Source organism: Pseudoalteromonas sp. 1_2015MBL_MicDiv (assembly GCF_002407505.1).
GTDB lineage: Bacteria > Pseudomonadota > Gammaproteobacteria > Enterobacterales > Alteromonadaceae > Pseudoalteromonas > Pseudoalteromonas fuliginea.
This window is the reverse complement of sequence record NZ_CP012737.1, coordinates 3000190-3018612: the sequence shown is the minus strand read 5'-3', so window position 1 is coordinate 3018612 and position 18423 is coordinate 3000190. Positions and strand designations below refer to the sequence as shown.

The 18423-nt window shown below is 39.4% G+C and carries 16 protein-coding genes; 10 read left to right on the top strand and 6 right to left on the bottom strand.

The window, feature by feature from the left end; genetic code table 11:
• Positions 1–40 precede the first annotated feature (40 nt).
• From AOR04_RS13450 to AOR04_RS13440, 3 genes are all read left to right on the top strand, one after another.
• A complete protein-coding gene (locus AOR04_RS13450; RefSeq protein ID WP_096793634.1) occupies positions 41–1147 on the top strand; it encodes a metallophosphoesterase in 1107 nt (368 codons plus the stop codon).
• A gap of 220 nt (positions 1148–1367) precedes the next feature.
• The gene (locus tag AOR04_RS13445; RefSeq protein WP_008137513.1) at positions 1368–3455 is read left to right on the top strand and encodes a winged helix-turn-helix domain-containing protein; all 2088 of its coding nucleotides are present in this window, start codon (positions 1368–1370) and stop codon (positions 3453–3455) included.
• 146 nt (positions 3456–3601) lie between these two features.
• A complete protein-coding gene (locus AOR04_RS13440) occupies positions 3602–4753 on the top strand; it encodes a murein transglycosylase domain-containing protein (RefSeq protein WP_096793633.1) in 1152 nt (383 codons plus the stop codon).
• A 376-nt stretch (positions 4754–5129) separates the two neighbouring features.
• Here the strand turns inward: AOR04_RS13440 and AOR04_RS13435 are convergent, their stop codons facing one another.
• On the bottom strand, positions 5130–5567 hold the full coding sequence (locus tag AOR04_RS13435) for a hypothetical protein (RefSeq protein ID WP_033037986.1): 438 nt from the start codon (positions 5565–5567) through the stop codon (positions 5130–5132).
• A gap of 128 nt (positions 5568–5695) precedes the next feature.
• Positions 5696–5914: a hypothetical protein gene (locus tag AOR04_RS13430; protein WP_033016113.1), complete on the bottom strand. Its 219-nt coding sequence runs from the start codon at positions 5912–5914 to the stop codon at positions 5696–5698.
• Between the two features lie 132 nt (positions 5915–6046).
• Between AOR04_RS13430 and AOR04_RS13425 the strand changes: the two genes are divergently transcribed.
• Entirely contained in the window at positions 6047–7297 is a 1251-nt protein-coding gene (locus AOR04_RS13425; protein ID WP_096793632.1) for a multifunctional CCA addition/repair protein, read from the top strand.
• Between the two features lie 5 nt (positions 7298–7302).
• On the opposite strand, the gene AOR04_RS21715 is transcribed toward AOR04_RS13425, so the two are convergent.
• The 3 genes from AOR04_RS21715 to pdsR form a co-directional block, all read right to left on the bottom strand.
• Complete coding sequence (locus tag AOR04_RS21715; protein ID WP_007581574.1) at positions 7303–7467, bottom strand: hypothetical protein; 165 nt, start codon at positions 7465–7467, stop codon at positions 7303–7305.
• 281 nt (positions 7468–7748) lie between these two features.
• Positions 7749–9887 (bottom strand): proteobacterial dedicated sortase system histidine kinase, encoded by a 2139-nt coding sequence (gene pdsS / locus AOR04_RS13420; protein ID WP_096793631.1) that lies wholly within the window; start codon positions 9885–9887, stop codon positions 7749–7751.
• Positions 9887–10576: a proteobacterial dedicated sortase system response regulator gene (pdsR, locus tag AOR04_RS13415; RefSeq protein WP_096793630.1), complete on the bottom strand. Its 690-nt coding sequence runs from the start codon at positions 10574–10576 to the stop codon at positions 9887–9889. The genes pdsS and pdsR overlap by 1 nt, the downstream gene beginning before the upstream one ends.
• A gap of 204 nt (positions 10577–10780) precedes the next feature.
• Here pdsR and pdsO point away from each other — a divergent pair, with 204 nt between their 5' ends.
• Genes pdsO through AOR04_RS13400 form a run of 3 tightly spaced genes read left to right on the top strand, consistent with a single transcriptional unit; the run spans position 10781 to position 14191 of the window.
• Positions 10781–11512 (top strand): sortase-associated OmpA-like protein PdsO, encoded by a 732-nt coding sequence (gene pdsO / locus AOR04_RS13410; protein ID WP_096793629.1) that lies wholly within the window; start codon positions 10781–10783, stop codon positions 11510–11512.
• A 46-nt stretch (positions 11513–11558) separates the two neighbouring features.
• The gene (locus tag AOR04_RS13405; RefSeq protein ID WP_096793628.1) at positions 11559–13589 is read left to right on the top strand and encodes a marine proteobacterial sortase target protein; all 2031 of its coding nucleotides are present in this window, start codon (positions 11559–11561) and stop codon (positions 13587–13589) included.
• Positions 13586–14191 carry a class GN sortase gene (locus AOR04_RS13400; protein WP_096793627.1) on the top strand — a complete coding sequence of 202 codons (606 nt, stop codon included), beginning with the start codon at positions 13586–13588 and terminating at the stop codon, positions 14189–14191. Before AOR04_RS13405 ends, AOR04_RS13400 begins: the two co-directional genes overlap by 4 nt.
• Here AOR04_RS13400 and AOR04_RS13395 read toward each other — a convergent pair.
• The gene (locus AOR04_RS13395; protein WP_096793626.1) at positions 14086–15045 is read right to left on the bottom strand and encodes a DMT family transporter; all 960 of its coding nucleotides are present in this window, start codon (positions 15043–15045) and stop codon (positions 14086–14088) included. The genes AOR04_RS13400 and AOR04_RS13395 overlap by 106 nt on opposite strands.
• A 119-nt stretch (positions 15046–15164) precedes the next feature.
• Here AOR04_RS13395 and proB point away from each other — a divergent pair, with 119 nt between their 5' ends.
• From proB to gltX, 3 genes are all read left to right on the top strand, one after another.
• On the top strand, positions 15165–16268 hold the full coding sequence (gene proB / locus AOR04_RS13390) for a glutamate 5-kinase (RefSeq protein WP_096793625.1): 1104 nt from the start codon (positions 15165–15167) through the stop codon (positions 16266–16268).
• 116 nt (positions 16269–16384) lie between these two features.
• Positions 16385–16744 carry a glutaredoxin family protein gene (locus AOR04_RS13385; protein ID WP_096793624.1) on the top strand — a complete coding sequence of 120 codons (360 nt, stop codon included), beginning with the start codon at positions 16385–16387 and terminating at the stop codon, positions 16742–16744.
• Positions 16745–16783: 39 nt separating this feature from the next.
• Positions 16784–18268: a glutamate--tRNA ligase gene (gltX, locus tag AOR04_RS13380; protein WP_096793623.1), complete on the top strand. Its 1485-nt coding sequence runs from the start codon at positions 16784–16786 to the stop codon at positions 18266–18268.
• The last annotated feature ends 155 nt before the right edge of the window (positions 18269–18423 follow it).

Genomic DNA, 18423 nt, shown 5'->3' with positions numbered 1-18423 from the left:
TAAGTTTTTGCCACAAGGATGTGGTTTCATAAGGTTAAATATGAAACATATATTTTTTTTACTACTGCCTTTATTAGTATGTTCTGGGTTATATGCATTTTTTGAATATGACTTGTACACAAAAAATCAACAAACAACAATTAATGAGTTTTTTGTACTAAAAGACGGGCCTTATATTGCTGAAAGTAACTCTGTATTAGATATAGCTTGGATTTGTAACGATAAGGCGAAACACCAAGCAACAGAATTTAAAAGCATACCAATTTATTTTTCTCAGTGTGGTTTAACCGCAGAGGTAAACACCCTTGAGTTTACTGAAGATATAATTGAATTTACTGGAGTTTCTAAAATAGCGGCTCTAAGTGATTTGCACGGACAGTTTGATTTAATGAAGCAATTATTAACCAATAACAAAATTATAAATAATGAGGGCAAGTGGAGCTATGGGGATGGCCATTTTGTGATTACCGGAGATATATTTGATCGAGGTGATAAAGTAACTGAAATTCTATGGTTTATTTTTGAACTTGAGCAACAAGCTAAGCAAGCTGGTGGCTCTTTGCATTTATTATTAGGTAATCATGAGGTTATGGTACTGAATAACGACTTACGTTACCTGCATGCTAAATATGTCCGCACGGCAAAGTTACTTGATGTAGAATTTGTTAGTCTATTTAATAAGCACACTATTCTTGGTCGTTGGTTACGGAGCAAAGCGGTGTTAGTAAAAATAGATGATTATTTATTTGCTCATGGGGGGTTTCACCCCGACTTTGCTAAAAGTGCAGTGTCATTGCAATCGATAAACACAGTTTTTAAACAAAATTTAGTTAAAGTTGAGCTAGGTAACCCTAGAGAGGGCTTTGCTAAAGAATTACACAAAAAGAACGGGCCTATTTGGTATCGCGGATATTTTAAAGATGATGGTGCAACAGATATAGAAATCGATTTGTTGCTACAACATTTTGAAATTAAAAATATAGTGGTGGGACACACCTCTCAAAAACGAATAGAGTCGCGCTACCAAGGTAAGGTGATCGCAATCGATAGCAGTATTAAAAATGGTGAGTACGGAGAAATTTTATTTATAGAAAATGGTCTATTTAGTCGAGGCACTTTATCAGGCAAACGTTTAGCATTAAATTAAGCTTAATATAAGGGGAGGATTACTTGCTCTTTTTTTATTTTTATTGGAATAGTCAATAATTCATCGTGACTAAATTAAAAACCAGCATTCACCTATCCAACATTTGTGTTTTAATTACTTAACTCATGTAGAATAAAATAATAACTCGTAAACAGTGAAATATTGTTTTTAGATGTAATTGTTTGTATTTTAAATAAAATAGTAAGGTAAGTATTTCATTATGAATGTTGAACAGCCTTTTTTTCTGGGTCCCTATACTGTGCTGCCTCAAGAAGATGCTATTTTAATCAACACTAAAAATAAGCAATCAATTCAACCAAAAGTAACAGAGGTACTTTGCTATTTGGTTTTACATTACCCTCGTGTTGTTTCTCGCGCTGAATTAATTGAGCATGTTTGGGGGAATAATGAACTCGTAGGGGAAAAAGCACTTACTAATACCATCTGGCAAATAAGGCAATGTTTTAAATATCCCAATAATGAAATTTGTGTAATAGAAACAATACGCAAGAGAGGTTATAAGTTATTAGTTAAACCACAAGCCGTTAACGTAGAACAAGCTCCTTCCCTTTCAAGTAAAAACGACAAATCTAATGCTATACCTTGGTTAACCACACTATTTTTAATAACTATAATCATAGGCTTACTTTCTTTTTACTTAGCTCCTAAAAAGGCAGCTAATGCCACTGTTACGCAAATAACTAAAGATCCTGGTAGTGAATTATTTGTTTCACCTTCACCGGATGGTAAAAAAGTGATTTATATATGGGCTAATAATGCAGGGCGTCACTTATATTTAAAAGAGTTAGCTGCACCTCAAGTGCCACCTATACAGCTTACTATTACTAATGCATCCTATAGTCGAGCTGTTTGGAGCCTTGATCAACAATATATTTATTTTTTATCTACAACTGCCTCTAAGTGCTTTGTTATAAAGTTTGAACTAATTAGTAAGAAGGAAACTAAACTAGCTACTTGTCCAGTTACAACTGGAGTTAAATATATTGCAATGTCATCAGATGGAAGGACGCTCGCTTTTAATTCTAAAGTGACAGGAGATATAGAAGACGGCATTTACTTTTTAAATTTAAATAACAATCAAGCAAAGCCTGAGCGGTTTAGTTGTCAAGACAATTGCGCATACAGAGAACGTGATATTGCTTTTTCTCCTAATGGTGAATACGTTGCCGTAGCAAGGCGTGCCAGTAATACTAGCGAAAATATATTTATAGTAAACTTAAAAACCAAAGCTGCTCAGCAAGTTACATTTAAGCATAATGATATTGAGGGGATGACCTGGCATAAAAGTAACGATTTGCTTGTCTTTGGAAGTCAAAAAGCAGATAAGCATTCAGGGTTTATACTTAATTTAAAAACCTTGAAGCAAACACCTTTAAATATATCTGGGTTTGGCTTTCCTAGCTTTTCTGCAGACGGCAGTCTATTTTACCAAAAGCGCCGAGAAACTTACTATATAGCGGGTTACGATCTTTCTACATCGGTTGGTACTAGTATTTATCCCGTTATTGAATCTGAGTTTAGCAATAAATACCCTACTTATTCAGAGGTATCCCAAGAGCTAGCCTATCTATCAAATGAAAGTGGTTATTACGAAGTGTGGCTATCTGATATTTATGGCAGTAATCGCAGGCAGCTTACTAATTTAAAAAAGAATGCTAAATATCCCCTTTGGTCTAATAATGGTAAGAAATTAGTATTTGCGAGTGCAATTAGTAAGAGTGAAAATGAAATTTATGTTTATAATTCAGTAACAAAAAAAATCAATCGCTTAAATATTACATTAGATAAGTTTGGTCGCCCTACTTGGCATCCTAATAACAAAGATCTTGTAATAAGGTTAAATGTAGCTGGAAAACGTGAACTCTATTTATTAGATACTAATACGCTTATGACAAAAAAAGTAACAGATAATAATGGACGTTTTGGCTATATGGATAGTGATAAAATACTCGTATATGTAGATAATAAAAAGGAGTTATATAAGGTTGATATAAATGAACCTCATATGCCTGTAAAACTGCTCGATAGAAAACAGTTTGGTACCCGCTATGGCTGGAGTATACATAACCATGAAGTTTATTTTAAAAGTGGTGATAAAGCAGGGGATTCAATAAAACGTTTTAATATTGGGAAAAAACTATTGACCGATATTTTGTATGTCCCAACAATCTCTATTTTAGATTCAGAGCCTTTTTCTATGATCCCTTTACATAAAAAACTGTTATTTACTAAAAGTCTATCGGAACAATCTAATATTAATCAATTACATCACCCATTATTTAATTGATTTTCAACGAATGAGTAACATAAATGCTTTGCTATTAGTTTGAACAATAGCTAATTGAATATAAAGTTGGCCCTAAGTAGGCTGCCATAAATTAGTTTTAGCTAAATATTTTATAGTGTTACTTAAAAAACAGATAGGGATAAGTTGTGAAAAAGTATGGCTTCTTAGTGTTTATTCTATTATTGACCGGTTGCGAGTCAATATCGCACTTAGCGCCAGTAAGGGATCTCAATAAACTTGCAAAACAAGTAAAAAACAATCCCACCGATGTTAAAGCAATTGAAAAACAAGTAAAAAAAACGCAGCGCTCAATTAAGCAGCAAGTGGTTAGCGTTAGTCAGCTATTAGCAACGTTAGAAAGTGTAGTTAGTCGTAAATGGGGTAAAAAAAATACTCAGCAACCAACACGCAGAAAGTATGTAAAATACAGCAATGATTACCAAGCACGTGCTGTTATTGATTTTGACCGTAATATGGTACAGGTCGAAACCATAGCCACTAAAAATACCAATTCGCTTCTAACTCAAGCAATTGTAATGACATTATTAACCTCAAGTGATCCACATAAAACAGACATTTTTACCAGTGAATCGCCTATTTTAGGGGATGAACCTTTTTTGTATCAACAAGTGCTTGATGAAGACGGGCTCCCCATAAAATATGAATGGCGGGCAAATCGTTTTGCTCGTTACTTAGTAGACACTAAGGTACAAAAAAAACGTAGTGATGGTCATTCAATTACATCGGTATCTTTTCCTCTGGTAGAACAAAACGCTCACTTACGAAAGCAAAAATACAGTGAGTATGTTTTGGCTGCGGCAAAGAAATACCAAATATCTGCGTCGCTTATCTACGGTATAATTGAAACAGAGAGTCACTTTAACCCTTACGCAGTAAGTTCTTCAAATGCGTATGGTTTAATGCAAATAATTCCATCGCGCGCAGGAAGAGACGTCTATCAAAAAATAAAGAAAATACCAGGGGAGCCCAGTAAAGAAGTATTGTTTGATCCTAAAAGAAATATAGATATTGGCAGTGCGTATTTAAGTGTACTAAAAAATAGCTATTTAAATAAAATACAAACCAAACAAAACCAACATTACGCCATGATTTCTTCATATAACGGTGGCGCAGGCAATGTACTAAAAATATTTAATTCAAATAGAACAATCGCATTTTCAAAAATTAACCAACTAACGTCGAGCCAGTTTTATAAAATACTCACAACTAAGCACTCTAGAGCTGAATCGAGACATTACTTAGAAAAAGTGACCGTAGCAGAAAAAGCATATCAATAAGTTTCAAATTTATTTGTTATTGATAAACAAACCATAGCTGAGTTCCTGTTTTGGTTCAATCGGTTACTTCAATTTCAGGTGAAATATTAAAAGGAGGTTTGGTGCTATTTTAACTGCCGTTTAAAGGCTGTTACTGGTGTTTGAGTGGCTAGGTTGAGAGGGAGTGGCTTTACTTTCTTTGTGTGTTTTTTTAGGCTGTGTATCTTTTTTACTTTCAAAACATTGGCATTTAAGTGAATATTATTTAGGTGCTTGAAATTACATACGCCCTATGATGAATCAGCTTCCTTGCTGCATTGAAAAATAACGGAACAACGCTACTAAAATCTGCGGTGGAAAATAAGTTTTAGTGCTCATCAGCGTGTGTTGTTATCTGTTAATTAGCTATCTTCATTAGAGTTGCAGTTATGACAGCCGTTGCACTAATACATGCTACTAGTAGTGGGACTATAACCTTCCATCGCTCAAAGTTTGAAACCTGCCTATCATGAATTTCAATAGCAACTTCTATTAATTTTTGCACTAAACTCGGCTCTAATCGCTCACGTATTTTCTTACCATTTTTGGTTTCGTAAGATGCTACGTAACGAGATACTAAAGAGACCCTATTTATTTTATCTTCCTCATCTCTAACACGAAATAGCTCAGGGTGGGATTTTGATAGCTCCACCCAAGAATTCGCAGACCTTGGAATTAGTTTTAGTTCTTCAATTAAGCCTTCTTCACTACGACTTGTATTTCGATGGAATGCTAAGACCTGAATTAGTGCGATGACTTCGCCTAGCCGATGCTCTTTTAAGTACTCTTTTGACATTGCAATATATCCCCATGGCTCATAAATAATGAAGTGTTAGGTTGGATTGGAATCTCGTTTTTACACCGAAGGATAAGGCATGACCTATTGGTAACTATACCTTCGCTAATTACGCCACGAAAAATCAGTTATTCCTCTTGTTCTTCTTTTTCACTCTTAGCCGCCATTTTAAACGCCACAATAACCAATCCAAACATAGCAAACGGCAGTGCTGCCAACATGTATTCAACCACATTACTGTCTTGAAAGTTTGCTTGTAGTAAAAAGTGACCTGCTACGCACATTAAAATAACCACTAATAAAATGGGTAGTAACATGAGTTCTTTTTTTGATGAATGGCTTTTCATTAATTATGAGGCTATAGCTAAAAATAATGCGCCATTGTAATGAGCTTGTTTAGGCTTGGCAAATACCGCAGAATTTTTTAATTAATGATATGATTAGCGTCAAACAATTGGGCAAGTGTTATTGGGAATAAAGTGAAAAGTAACTTAAAACAAGTTTACCTCGTTGGCGGTGCAGTGCGCGACAAACTGCTAAATATAAAATCAAAAGATAACGACTATGTAGTGATTGGTGAAACGCCTGATACAATGCAGTCGCTCGGTTTTGTACCAATAGGTAGCGACTTTCCGGTTTATTTACACCCAAAAACAAAAGAAGAATATGCACTAGGGCGCACAGAGCGCAAAAGTGGCAAAGGCTATACTGGCTTTGTGGTTGATGCCAGCCCAACCGTTACGCTCGAAGAAGATTTAGCAAGACGCGATTTAACTATAAATTCAATGGCGCTTGACGAACACGGTAATATTATTGACCCGTTTAATGGCCAAACAGACTTACAAAATAAAATACTGCGCCATACCACCGCTGCATTTGTAGAAGACCCTGTACGGGTACTGCGTATTGCCCGTTTTTTAGCGCGCTATGGCAGCGATTGGCGTATTCACCCAAGTACGTATGCATTGATGCGCGAGCTTAAAAATAAAGGTGAGCTAAATCATTTAGTACCTGAGCGCGTGTGGCTTGAAACAGAAAAAGCACTGGGTGAAAAGCACCCTGAGCTTTATTTTGAAGCATTGCAAGGCTTGGGTATTTTCCCAGAGCTTGAGCGCATGGTTAATGTACCGCAGCCAGCAAACCATCATCCTGAAGGGGATGTATTTGTGCATACTATGTTGGTACTTAGACGCGCCGCAGATTTAAATTTTGATTTGGAAACTCGTTTTGCAGCGCTGACTCATGACTTTGGTAAGGCGCTTAGTTTTAAAAAGTATGGAAATTTACGTGGGCACGAACGCGAAGGTGTTGCAATTATTGAGGCGTTTTGTGAGCGCTTAAAAGTGCCTAATCGCTTTCGCGATGTTGGTGTACTCACCAGTGATAATCACACCCTTTGCCACACAATTGATCAGTTAAGGCCGCAAACCGTTCACAAGCTAATAGTGACTAACTTAAATGCTTTGGTGCATCCGAATCGTTTTATAGCGTTTACTCAAGCGTGCCAATGTGATGCGCAAGGCCGTGGTGAAACATTGGTTGATAAGCCATACCCGCAAGCAGCTAAACTGCGAGCAATTCATACTGAGCTGCAAAAAATGGATAAGAAGCAAGTAGTGCAAGATGCGCTTAAAAATGGCAAAAAAGGCCCTGAAATAGGCGAAGAAGTAAAACTAGCAGAAATAAACTGCATTAAAGCATTTTTAGAACATGAGAAGTCCCAAGCGTAATAAAATTAGACTAAGTAGTGCGATACGCCTTGGTTTTTAGTCGCGTCGTGCTTTCTTAGCTCTTTGTAGTTTGTACTTTTTGGTTTTACATTTTCAGACTCAGGTTTTTTAGAGGGCCTGTATAAGTCAAAAATAAAGTCTAGTTCTTCACGCTCTAGTGATGGTTTCATGAGTATTCCTTCAATTTAATACTTTAATATGATGTAGGGTATGGTCATTCGACTGAATTAAAAGTGAATAGTTACATTTGAAGTTGTACTAAATTGTAACCGGCAGGTTTTGAAGGATGAGAGGGGTTTATTTGTTAATTTATATGGAGTTAAGGTGAATTAAAGCAACTATTTTTAACAAAAAATATACGACTGAATTTAATTTATTGCGTAATTACTATTTGCATATAATGCTGTGGCTATAAATATAACGGTACAAATATAACGGTATAAATACAGCCTTAACCATTTACTAACGGCAGTGTTACGGTAAATACGACACCATCGGCTTGTTCGTTGTTTTGCGCAGTTACGCTGCCTTTATGGTAATCGCACACCAGCCTTACAATATAAAGCCCTAACCCCAAATGTGGCTGTTGCTGCATTTGCTGGCTACGTACCGACACCATTGAATCAAAAATATGCTCAGTTAATCCTTCGGGTAAAGCAGGGCCTGTGTTTCTCACAGTTAATATTGCTTTATTTTCAGTTTGCATAAGGCTCACATTAATCGCCGTATTGGCTTCACTAAACTCCATCGCGTTATTGATAAGCTTATCAAGCAGCTGGGCTATAAACTCCGGTGCACCTTGCATAGGTAATTTGCTTTGGCATACATCAAGCGTAAATAACTGGTGTGGGTAAGTAAGCTGATAGCCTTGCATGCAGCCATTTATTACTTTTTGTAAATCAAAAGGCTCAGGCTCGTTGCTTTGAATACTTTGCTCAAGGCGAGTAGCTTCGCTCATGGTGGTTATTATTTTACCTAAGCGTTCAACACCTTCACTGGCGCGATCGAGGTATTTTTGACTCAGCTCGTTTTGTGGCAAGCTTTGTAAGTTCTCGAGTGACGAGCGCACTACGGCAACCGGCGTGCGCAGCTCATGCGACAACCGTGACGACATATTCTCTAAGTAATCGGTATAACCACCAAGTCGGCTCACAATGTTTGAAAAACTACGAGACAGATCGCCAATTTCATCGTTAGCGTCGCTGTAATTAATACTGCCGGTAACACGCCCTTGTGCATCAATTGCTTGCTCAGCTGTATCGCGCAGCCGCCTAATACGGCTTGATATACGCGAGGCAAAAAAGAATAGGGTGACAGTACCAATTAGCATCACAGCTAAAATAACGTTAAAGAGTTTTTCGAGCGATTTGTTACGCAGCGTACGTACGCCGTTTGTGGTTTCCTCTGCTATTACCGCGCCAATTACTTGGTCTTGAATCCAAATAGGGTAAGCGGCCGATAAAATAACGGCTTTACTGTCGGGAGTTAAGCGCCAAGACGATGCTGGTTGTCCTTTTAATGCTTTCGCTAAATGTGTGCCCTGCATAGAGGCTACATCGTGCAGGGTATCTAAAAACTCATTTTCGGGGCGCGTTAATATTTTATAGTAAATTGGGTGTAAGTAATTTTGCTCAAAGCGCTGCCACCAAGTTTCAGGTACTTGGTTAGCAAGCCCATCAGCCCATACGCCATCTGCATTTTGAATAGTACCCGATTGCGCAAGTACGCGATGATGGTTATCAACCACCCAAATACGGCTACCACTGTGGCCCATACCTTTTAAAATACGGCTAATTTCTGGGGAAGGGACTAATACCGAGCCCAAATCGTTTGGGTTATTTAAGTTTGAGGTCGACATTATTTTAGGCTCGAGCAGTGCCCTTTTACTATCTATGTCAACAATAGCAAAGCCAAGTTTGTTGCCCAGCATGCTAATTGGAAAGCGCAGCTCTACGTTATAACCTGATTTGGTACTTTCAAAATAGCCCTGAATTTTTGTAAAAGGGGCTTTGGTATTTGCATCAAACGCATTAACCCAGCCGTCTTGGCGCGGCGCAATAATGTAAGAATTAAACTGCCCGTCAGGCGTTTTTAAACCAATTTGTAAATAGTCGTTATTGGTAATACTTAAGCTATTTTTAGCGCGATAAATAAGAGTATTGTCGGTGACTTTAAATACTGCATATAAGTAGTTATCAAATTTTCCCACCATATGATCAAACGATAAGTCACTGGCTTGATGTTTGTTGTCTATTTTTTGTAAGTAGCGCTTATCGTAATGCCAAAACAGCGGTTGGTAGCTTTCCCAATCGGTGAGTTTACCATCTAGCTGAATAGGGTTTTTAAGATTATAAGCGTATAAATCGCGGCCTTTTACTACTTGGTCTAAAAAGTTGGTTTGCTCGTCAAATAATGCAGGGCGTTCATGTAGTGCAGTGGCAAGTGCGCGAGTAGTGCCTACGAGGGTTTTTTCTTGGCCTTGGCGTAAAAACTTTTCCATTTCCCATACGTACTCGTAGCCAAGCCACGGCAGCAAAAACAAAAAACATGAAAGCAATATAAATTTACTGCGCAGACCAAATCGTAGCATTAGTGTTGTTCCCACCGATAGCCCATACCGTACACGGTATCTATACAATCAAAGGTGCTATCGAGTGCTATAAACTTTTTACGAATACGTTTTACGTGTGAAGTAATAGTGCTGTCGTCTACATAAATTTTTGCATCGCTCATTAAATCGTTACGGCTTTTAACATGGCCTGGTCGCTGGGCGAGTGAATGCAGCATCCAAAATTCGGTTACGGTTAAATCAACTAATTGTTGCTGCCAAAATACCTGCATACGTTGCGTGTCGAGCGTTAACTGCCCGCGTGTTATGAGGGCGTTTGCATCAGCGGGTTGTTCAAGTGCTTCCATTCGGCGAAACAGCGCACCAATACGTGCAGCCAAGTGAGCCAAGCTTATGTCTTTTGTTAGGTAGTCGTCGGCGCCCATGCGCAGGCCGCATACGGTATCTATTTCGCTATCGCGGGCGGTTAAAAAAATAATAGGCAGTGTTTTAGAAAGCGATCGCAATGTTTGGCACAGTAAAAAACCACCATCTATTTCATGGCCTAAGCCAATATCAACAATGGCTAAATCGGGTAGAGCATTTTTAAATGCAGCTTCAGCGCTGGCGCGATCTGCAAAGCCACTTACTTGGTAGCCCTGTGCGCTCAGCATTTCTATGTAGTTTTCACGGATTGCGGGTTCATCTTCAACGATGGCTATTTTTTTCATTTTAATCATTATCCTATCGGCTCTGTTGTGCACTATATCGAAGTTTTTAAGCTAAGTAAGGTTAAAAAGGCAATTGCCATTTTTTTGCCACAATTGCTCAGCAGTTTGCCATTTTTGATCCCCTTTGCTGCCACTTGAGCTTGTTTTAATACACCCATCAAAACAAAACATCACAAATTAAAAAGTAAGTTTAAGGATCAAATCATGAAGAAGACATTAATTGCGTTAACACTCGTTGCTAGTTTTTGTACTCCAGCAATTGCCTCAACATCTAACACGCCATCAAAAGAAGCCCATAAAGAAACGGCTATTGGGCTAGGTGCAGGCGCTATTATTGGCGGCGTAGTGGGCGGGCCAATTGGTGCGTTTATTGGGGCATTTGCCGGTGGTTTAATAGGTGATTCAAAAGTAGCTGATAACAAAATTGCAGAGCAAGAGCGTGCAATTACGGTTATGAAAGAAAAAACCAGCGATTACCAACACGTGCTTAACCACAATAATATGTTAGAGCAACAGCTAGAAGTGCTTGCCAATCAAAATGAGCAGTTAACTCAAGTTCAAATTAATAACTTATTGGCGATGACGGTGCAATTTAAAACAGGTTCAAGTGTTATTGCCCCGCATTTTGCGCTGCAGTTAGACCAACTCGTTACCTTGTTAAACAACCAACCACAACTCGCACTTGATTTAAGTGGCTTTGCCGATCAGCGCGGCGATGAGCAAGCTAACCTTTTACTTTCTAAAGCGCGTGTAAATGCAGTGCAAAGCTATTTAATAAAACACGGCGTGAGCCATAAACGTTTAAGCACGCAGGCATTTGGCGAGCAGCAAACATTGGCTAATAGCAACACGGTAGAAGACAACTTTTTTGATAGACGCGTAACGCTTATCACTCGCTCAATGAACCCAGTAAATGGCCAAACGGCGAGTAACTAAATCTAACTGAATCTAAGTAAAACAAAGCGTTCGATGGAGTGATTTTATGTTGAGTAAACCGACCAAAATGCTTACTAAAGTAAGCATTTTTATATTCATAGCGATTGTGCTGTTAGCGAGCTTCAAAAGCCATGCGCAATCACCCAAGTTAGAACTTTTTGATAGCAATGGTGCGCCAGCAGGCCCAGCAATAATATTAAAAAGCGACGCCAATATGACCTTAACTGGCCTAATTAATCATGTTGTAGTAACGCAAACCTACCAAAACGAAAACCCGTTTGCAGTCAACGCGCGCTACGTTTTTCCATTGCCTGATGAAAGCGCCGTACATGCCATGACGATGCGTATAGGTGAGCGAGTCATTAAAGGCCAAATTGATAAAAAAGTGGAAGCCGAAAAAAAATACGAGGAGGCTAAAAAAGCAGGTAAGCAAGCGGCCCTTGTACGCCAGCAACGCGCCAATATGTTTATTACTAATGTGGCGAATATTGGCCCTGGTGAGCAGGTAATTATTGAGCTTGAGTATCAAGAAATAATTGATTATAGCAGCGGTACATTCGCTATTAGATTTCCGACTACCATTACACCGCGTTATCACGCGATTAGTGGTGAGGTTGAGGTTAATACTCAAAACCAAGCACATACTAATCCTTTACCAACTGGGTGGTTGAGCCCTGTTTACAGCACTCAAAACATCACTCAAAATAGTACTCAAAATGATAACGTACCAAGCAGCCAATTTAGCTTAAACATAGATATAGACGTAGGCTTAGAGCTGGTGGATATCAATTCTAAATTTCATAATGTTGATGTACAAAACACTGCGTTTGGACAATATAAAATAGCCTTAAATGAGACAAATGCAGTTAATCGCGATTTTGTACTTGAGTTTAAACCGCTGCAAAAAGAGCAGGCTCAAGCCGCTTTTTTTACTGAGCAGTTTGAAAATGGTGATCGATACGGGCTTGCTATGCTAATGCCACCGGGGGATCACTTTACACAAACTCAGCGCTTACCTCGCGAAATGGTATTTGTAGTTGATACGTCAGGCTCTATGCACGGGCAATCTATGGAGCAAGCTAAAAAAGCCTTGTTTTATGCGCTGTCATTACTTGATAGCGACGACAGCTTTAACATTATTGGTTTTGACAACTTAGTAACTCCAATGAGCGATAAACCACTTATAGCCAGTGACTTTAATTTACGCCGTGCAGAGCGATTTATTTATAGCCTAGAGGCCGACGGCGGCACAGAAATACAAGGTGCGCTTAATGCCGTACTTGATGGCAGCGAGTTTGATGGTTTTGTACGCCAAGTTGTATTTTTAACTGATGGCAGCGTAAGCAACGAAGACGTATTGTTTAAAAACATTCAAAGTAAATTAGGCGATAGCCGCTTATTTACAGTGGGTATTGGCAGCGCACCTAACAGCTTTTTTATGCGCCGAGCAGCAGATATAGGTAAAGGCTCATTTACGTTTATAGGCAGCACAAGCGAGGTGCAACCTAAAATGCAGCAGTTGTTTGATAAGCTTGCACATCCGGCTATTACTAATTTGGCGCTAAGCGATGAAAGCGGTAACAGCTTAGATTTTTGGCCATCACCACTACCTGATTTATACTTTGGCGAGCCTATTATGGTCGCTATAAAACTTAATAATGCTAAAAATGTGGTACTTGCTGGGCAAACAGCACAAGGTCCTTTAAGTATTAAATTAAGCACACAAAATAGCTCAAACGCTCAAGGTATTGCAAAACTATGGGCGCGCCAAAAAATCAAGTCATTACTTTTATACAACGAGCAAAGTGTGGTTAAAGATGAAGTACAGGAGCTTGCGCTTACTCATCAATTACTTAGCCCGTTTACTGCTTTTATAGCGATTGAACAAACTCAAATAAAAGAAGTGGCAGAGCAAACGGCGCAAGCTACTAATGCAGTACCACAAGGTATGGCGATGCGTTTACCGCAAACCGATGGGCAAAGCAGGTTACATATATTACTAGGCTGTATTTTATTATTGGGATTTGGCGCCCTTAAAATAAACCGATCATTTAAGTTAAGCAGGGCACGTAAATGAAAAAGTGGCTAAGCGTGGGCTTACTAATAGCTGGGCTTGGATTATTTGGTCACGGCGCTTATATGCAGGCAAAAGCGTGGCTTGCTCAAGTATTAATTGAGCAAGCATGGCGAGAGGCACTTAAATCACCAGACACTAAAGTAAAACCGTGGTATTACGCCGACAGCTACGTGACTGCAAAGCTTGATTGGCCAAGTCATAATAAAACATTAAGTGTATTAGCTGGAGCGAGTGGTCGTAATTTAGCGTTTGCGCCTAGCCAATTTTTACCCGCAGGGGAGCTTGGCGGCAAAGAATTTGGAAACGAAAAAGGCGCGCTAATAGCAGGGCATAACGACACCCACTTTGCATTTTTACAAAACGCACAAGTGGGAGAGGCGTTTACTTTGCAACTGCAAAGTGGGGTGATTCAAAATTATAAGGTAACGGGGATTGAGGTTATTCATCAATCCCAAAACTCATTTTTACAAACACCTGGGCTGTATTTGCTTACCTGTTACCCTTTTGATTCGCTTGCCTCTGGTACTGATTTAAGGTTGCTTGTATCTGCGCAAATGCCTTCGCCCGATTCGCTAAGCGGTATATCAACCACGAGCTCTTGATGGCGCTGGCTTATCATTACGCCAATAAATACCACAAATATGCTCAGCCATTGCCAAACGTTGAGCACTTCGCCCAAAATAATAGCTGACAAAATAAGTGTAAAAATAGGAATTAAATTAGAGTACGCAGCAGCGGTTAATACCGATACTTTGCTAATTGCATAGTTGTACATGCCGTAGCCGCCAAGGGTTACACACGAACCTAAATACAAAATGCTCATGAGCGCAGTTAAGTCGTGTTGATTTTCGCTTGGTAGGTCGATAAAAAATAAAAACGGCGCAAAAAACAAGCTGCCGCTAATACCTTGCAACGCAATTAAAGTCAGGGGCGAGTAGCGATTAGCTAAATGTTTAATACTTACGGTATAAAATGCAGCGCACACCATAGCCATAAGCTCTAAAAAGTTACCTAGTAACGGATTAGGTGCTTGGTCGGTACTTGGTGAAAGAAGCGTAAGTAAAATACTGCCGCCAATACACAGCGTAAAGCCGACAACAATGGCTTTGCTTATATGCTCTTTAAGTAATACAAAGGCAAGCAGCGCAATAATAATAGGCAAGCAAGAGACAATAACACCGGCCTGCGAGGCCGATGTGTATTCCATTGCATGGCCTTCAAATAAAAAGTATAAGCAAGGCTCAGCAAGCGACATACCCACTAAATACTTCCAGTCACCTTTTAAATACTCAAACCGAATAACGTAGCGCCATAAACAAAGCGACAAAACTAACGTGGTGAGCATGCGTAAAAATATCACCAATGCAGGGTCGTAAATGGCAATGGCGTATTTGAGCGCAATAAAAGAGCTGCCCCATAAAAAGGTGGCAATAATTAAACATAAACTGGCAGGCATAGAGAGTAATTTACATAATTTAATAAAATCAGATCCTAGCATGAATATTTTTAACTTGTTCAAAAATACCGAGCTGGTATAAATTAATTCATCTTTAATTAATCAGTAGTAAAAAGCACATGCAAAGGGAACAGGTAATAGTTGTAAAGCTTGGTACAAGCGTACTAACTGGCGGCACCGATAAGCTAGACAAAGCACATATGGTTGAATTAGTACGCCAATGCTGCGAGCTTAAAAAACAAGGCCACCAGGTTATTTTAGTATCGAGCGGCGCGGTTGCTGCTGGGCGCGAACAACTATTAAAACCCTGTGGCAGAAGCTTAATTGATAAACAAATGCTTGCTGCAATTGGACAAGGTCAACTTATTCATATTTGGCAGAGTTTGTTTGCTTTATATGTGGTAAATGTGGGGCAAATGCTGCTTACTCGCGCTGATGTAGACGACAGAGAGCGCTACCTTAATGCCCGCGATACACTCAATGCATTATTAAATTACGACGTTGTACCCATCATTAACGAAAATGACGCAGTCGCTACCAGCGAAATAAAAGTAGGCGACAACGATAATTTATCGGCACTTGTCGCTATTTTGGCTAATGCTAATAAGTTACTGCTACTTACCGATCAAGAAGGGTTATTTACCAGCGATCCGCGCACTAATGCCAATGCCACCCTCATTGGCGAAGTAACACATATAAACGATGAGCTGCGCCAACTTGCTGGTGGCAGTGGTACAAACTTAGGTACTGGCGGCATGGCAACCAAATTACAAGCAGCCGACATCGCAAGGCGTGCAGGCGTTGAAGTTATTATTGCTAAAGGCGCAGGTAAAAACGTTATTTTAAAATGCATGAGTGACGAGTTACCAGGCACGCGTTTTTTAAAACTCACCGCCCCAAAAGATGGCCGTAAAAAATGGTTACTAGCTGGGCCTAAAAGTACCGGCCAAATTGTTATAGATACAGGTGCTATTGCCGCGCTGCAAAATAAAGGCGCAAGCTTACTTGCTAAAGGCGTTACTAATGCATTTGGACGTTTTGAACGCGGTGATTTAATTGATTTAATAGATAATAAAAATCAAGTGATTGCACGGGGCTTAACGCGCTTTAGTAGTACCGAGGTAAATAAAATAAAGGGTGCGCATTCTAGTCAAATAGGCCAATTACTCGATTACGATAGTGGCGCAGAAGTACTTCATAGGGATGATATGGTATTGCTATAGAAGCACTTTTAGTAAATTAAATTACTTGGGTGTAATTCTCGCAGTATTACACTTTTTTGATTGTAAATTTGTGCTAAAATCTGGCTCCTTAAATTGTTGTAAGCAGAGCACAGAACATGAAATTAGTTCGTTGGTTTTTAGGTTGTATAATCTTATTCTTTAATTTTGTATTTACTCCTCGCAGTAAAAAGCGCGCAAGCGACGAGCAAGCACAGCTTGATCTGCAAACCTCACAATTTAAACTGTATCAATTTAAAGCATGCCCGTTTTGTGTAAAAGTACGTCGCGCTATTAAGCGCGAAGGCTTAAACATAGATACGCGTGATGCAAAAGACAATGAGCAATATCGTCAAGAGCTACTAGAGCAAGGCGGCAAAGTTAAAGTGCCTTGCCTGCGTATAGAGCAAAACGGCCAAGTACAATGGCTGTATGAATCAAACGATATTATTGCTTACTTAAACAAAGTAGCTGCATAAACCACTTTTATTATCTCACTTATTTAAAGAGAATATACCATGACAATTCGCACCCGTGTTGCCCCGTCGCCAACTGGTGACCCGCATCTTGGCACCGCTTATATCGCCTTATTTAACTACTGTTTTGCTAAACAACAAGGCGGTGAATTTGTACTTCGTATAGAAGATACAGACCAAGTACGTAGCACGCCAGAGTCTGAACTTGCGATTATGGATAGCCTACGTTGGTTAGGGCTTGAGTGGGATCATGGTCCTGATGTGGGTGGCGAATTTGGTCCTTACCGTCAATCTGAGCGTAGCGATTTATATAAAAAATACGCGCATCAGTTAGTTGACGATGGCAAAGCGTTTTACTGCTTTGCAACAAGCGAAGAGCTTGATCAAATGCGTGAAGAGCAAATGGCAGAAGGTCTACGCCCTAAATATGACGGTCGTGGTTTAAACCATACAGATGAAGAAATTAAAGCAAACTTAGCGGCAGGCAAACCCTACGTTATACGTATGAAAATCCCAAGCGAAGGCACATTTAAGTTTAACGACTACCTACGTGATGAAATTGAGATCCCGTGGGAAAACGTAGACATGCAAGTGCTTTTAAAAGCTGATGGCTTCCCTACGTACTTTTTAGCGAACGTAGTTGACGACCACCATATGGAAATTAGCCATATTTTCCGTGGCGAAGAGTGGATTAACTCAGCACCTAAATTATTAAAACTGTATGAAGATTTTGGTTGGGAAGCGCCAGTACTTGGTCACTTACCATTACTACGTAACCCAGATAAATCAAAGCTGTCTAAGCGTAAAAACCCAACATCTATTAATTACTATAAAGAAATGGGTTACCTGCCAGAAGCCGTGCTTAACTACTTAGGCCGTATGGGTTGGTCAATGCCAGATGAGCGTGAAAAGTTCACACTTAATGAAATGATTGAAAACTTCGACATGAAGCGTGTATCGCTTGGTGGCCCAGTATTCGACGTAGATAAATTAAGCTGGTTAAACGGCATGTGGATCCGCGAAAACCTAACCGACGAGCAGTTAATTCAGCGCTTTGTTGATTGGAAGTTTAACGGCGAAATGCTCGCTAAAATATTACCAGAAGTTAAAACACGTATTAATACGCTGTCGGATATGGTTGAGCTTGCAGGGCACTTTGTAGGGGGGATTCCAACTTACGATCCTGCGCTATTAACAGCCGGCAAAGCAGACGAAAACGTGATTCGCCAAGCGCTACAATTTTTTGTATGGCAGCTTGAAGGCTTACGTAGCTTTGAAAAGCCAGCTATTTTTGCAATTGCAAAAGAAGTTGCAACATTCCACGAGCTTAAAATTAAAGACTTTTTAGAGCCAATTTTTGTCGCAATTACAGGCAAAACATCAAGTACGTCAGTGCTTGATGCAATGGAAATATTGGGGTCTGACTTATCACGTGCTCGTTTACGTGTAGCCCTTGCTCATTTAGGTATTTCTAAAAAGCAGGCTAAAAATATAGAGCGTGCGTACCGCGAATACCCAAGTGCATAATTGCTAAACAATGTACTTTTAAAAGCCGAGCTTTACTAAGCTCGGCTTTTTTGTTTCAGGCTGTTTAGCTATATGACATCGTATTTTGATATTGTTTAGCCTAAGCATTCATAATTTACTAAATGCTACAATGCGGCATATAAACTCATAGGAGG

What these genes read in the sequence shown, in the direction of transcription:
- proB (WP_096793625.1), top strand. Translation starts at nt 15,165, where the DNA reads ATGCAAAGGGAACAGGTAATAGTTGTAAAGCTTGGTACAAGCGTACTA.
- AOR04_RS13400 (WP_096793627.1), top strand. Translation starts at nt 13,586, where the DNA reads ATGAAAAAGTGGCTAAGCGTGGGCTTACTAATAGCTGGGCTTGGATTA.
- AOR04_RS21715 (WP_007581574.1), bottom strand. Translation starts at nt 7,467, where the DNA reads ATGAAACCATCACTAGAGCGTGAAGAACTAGACTTTATTTTTGACTTA.
- AOR04_RS13405 (WP_096793628.1), top strand. Translation starts at nt 11,559, where the DNA reads ATGTTGAGTAAACCGACCAAAATGCTTACTAAAGTAAGCATTTTTATA.
- gltX (WP_096793623.1), top strand. Translation starts at nt 16,784, where the DNA reads ATGACAATTCGCACCCGTGTTGCCCCGTCGCCAACTGGTGACCCGCAT.
- AOR04_RS13395 (WP_096793626.1), bottom strand. Translation starts at nt 15,045, where the DNA reads ATGCCTGCCAGTTTATGTTTAATTATTGCCACCTTTTTATGGGGCAGC.
- AOR04_RS13430 (WP_033016113.1), bottom strand. Translation starts at nt 5,914, where the DNA reads ATGAAAAGCCATTCATCAAAAAAAGAACTCATGTTACTACCCATTTTA.
- AOR04_RS13450 (WP_096793634.1), top strand. Translation starts at nt 41, where the DNA reads ATGAAACATATATTTTTTTTACTACTGCCTTTATTAGTATGTTCTGGG.
- AOR04_RS13385 (WP_096793624.1), top strand. Translation starts at nt 16,385, where the DNA reads ATGAAATTAGTTCGTTGGTTTTTAGGTTGTATAATCTTATTCTTTAAT.
- pdsR (WP_096793630.1), bottom strand. Translation starts at nt 10,576, where the DNA reads ATGAAAAAAATAGCCATCGTTGAAGATGAACCCGCAATCCGTGAAAAC.
- AOR04_RS13435 (WP_033037986.1), bottom strand. Translation starts at nt 5,567, where the DNA reads ATGTCAAAAGAGTACTTAAAAGAGCATCGGCTAGGCGAAGTCATCGCA.
- pdsO (WP_096793629.1), top strand. Translation starts at nt 10,781, where the DNA reads ATGAAGAAGACATTAATTGCGTTAACACTCGTTGCTAGTTTTTGTACT.
- AOR04_RS13445 (WP_008137513.1), top strand. Translation starts at nt 1,368, where the DNA reads ATGAATGTTGAACAGCCTTTTTTTCTGGGTCCCTATACTGTGCTGCCT.
- pdsS (WP_096793631.1), bottom strand. Translation starts at nt 9,887, where the DNA reads ATGCTACGATTTGGTCTGCGCAGTAAATTTATATTGCTTTCATGTTTT.